Source organism: Bradyrhizobium genomosp. I (2014), from assembly GCF_000261685.1.
Classification (GTDB): Bacteria; Pseudomonadota; Alphaproteobacteria; order Rhizobiales; family Xanthobacteraceae; genus Bradyrhizobium.
Genome location: NZ_AJQE01000475.1, coordinates 1 through 1,502, shown reverse-complemented (window position 1 = coordinate 1,502; position 1,502 = coordinate 1). Strand labels below are relative to the sequence as shown.

General features: G+C 61.4%; 1 protein-coding gene and 1 pseudogene. One reads left to right on the top strand and one right to left on the bottom strand.

What is annotated here, in order from left to right:
* Positions 1 to 250 precede the first annotated feature (250 nt).
* Positions 251 to 1,252: pseudogene (locus IC50_RS38095) on the bottom strand (type IV secretory system conjugative DNA transfer family protein); the annotation flags it as partial.
* A 27-nt stretch (positions 1,253 to 1,279) separates the two neighbouring features.
* On the opposite strand from IC50_RS38095, the gene IC50_RS38710 reads away from it, so the two are divergent.
* Positions 1,280 to 1,480 carry a hypothetical protein gene (locus IC50_RS38710; protein ID WP_035666406.1) on the top strand — a complete coding sequence of 67 codons (201 nt, stop codon included), beginning with the start codon at positions 1,280 to 1,282 and terminating at the stop codon, positions 1,478 to 1,480.
* The last annotated feature ends 22 nt before the right edge of the window (positions 1,481 to 1,502 follow it).

Sequence of the window (1,502 nt, the reverse complement as noted above, 5' to 3'; positions counted from 1 at the left end):
CAACAGCGTGGAGCCCTACGTCTGGATCAAAAATTAGGCGGCTTACAGGTGGCGGGCGAGATGATGCGCCGGCTCGTACGACGAGCCGAGCATCGAGCCCGGTATGCCGTCGTTGCTGGATGCGCTCCGTCTCGGCTTTCCGTTCCCAGACAATACTGCCCTTCCACGTACGCCCTTTCTTTCTCTGCCTGGGAACCAGCCGGTCGTTTGTATGCCGCCCACGTCTTTCTCATCGCCGCGTTCGCGATAATCAGCGACGCCGACCAGCGTCTCTCCGATAGAACCTGTTTTCGCCGACGCAGGCGCGCATGTCGGTGCGCCGGAACCAGATGGCGCGTCCGCATCGCAGCGGTGGATTGCCCGCAATAAAGATGACCTGCTCGTCGGTTCGCATGCGCAAGACATCATGCGGCAGCATCAGCGGCCGGCGCGCGAGCTGCTTGGACCGCGTCCGGGAGGAACCCGACGTCTGCGAGGACAGGCTCAGCTGATCGACCTCGACCGTCGTGTCGCCGCAGCGCTTGGAGATGTAGTCCGCCGTCTCGGGGTCGTTGATCGCCGAGAAGGAGATCCAGGATGCGCTTTCGAACCACTTGCTGGTGGCATCGCGGCCGCCATAGGCCTCGCGCATCTGGCCGATTGACTGGTAGAGCATCAAGAGGGTGATGCCGTATTTGCGCCCCGCATCACGCGCGGTTTCGAGAATGCGTAAGTAGCCGAGACGCGCGACCTCATCGAGTAGGAACAGGGTCCGGCCGGTCACTTCGCCATTGCGATTGTAGATGGCGTTGAGCAGCGAGCCGATGATGACGCGGGCGAGGCCGGCATGGTTCTCCAGGGTCTTCAGGTCGAGATTGATGAAGACGTCCGTCCGGCCCTCCGCGAGCTCGGCCGTCGTGAAGCTCGATCCGGACACCAGGGCGGCATAGTTGCCATAGGAGAGCCAGTGGGTTTCCTTCACCGCATTGGCGTAGACGCCGCTGAAGGTCTCTGGCGTCATGGCGATGAAGGGCGCGACATTCTCCTTCACGAATCCGGACTCGGAGTTGTCGTAAATCGTCTGAAGCCGCTGGCGCAACTTCGGCTCCGGCTCCGACAGGTTGGCGCGGACCTGGCGGAGGTGCTGATCCTTCTTTTCCGTATGACCGGACAAACAGACATCGGCGATCAACGCCGTCAGCAGTTGCAGCGCCGAGGCCCGAAAGAAGTCATCCCGCGCCGAGCCCTGGCGCGGATTGTCGGTCATGATGAACATCCCTCGTTTTGAAAAGGAAACCTCATGTCTGAAAGTCGAAAGCCCACGCACGATGCCTTCGCTGTGGCCGGTGACGGCCGAAATTCTACATGGACGCGGATCGGCGCCGCTTGGCCGAACGATGACGGCAAGGGTTTCAATATCGTGATCGCGCCCGGCTTGGCCGTTTTGGGTAAAATCGTGCTGCGCGAACCGAAGCCCCAGGCCGACCAGGAGCCTGACTAGTACCCACTTTTCTTGGAACGTG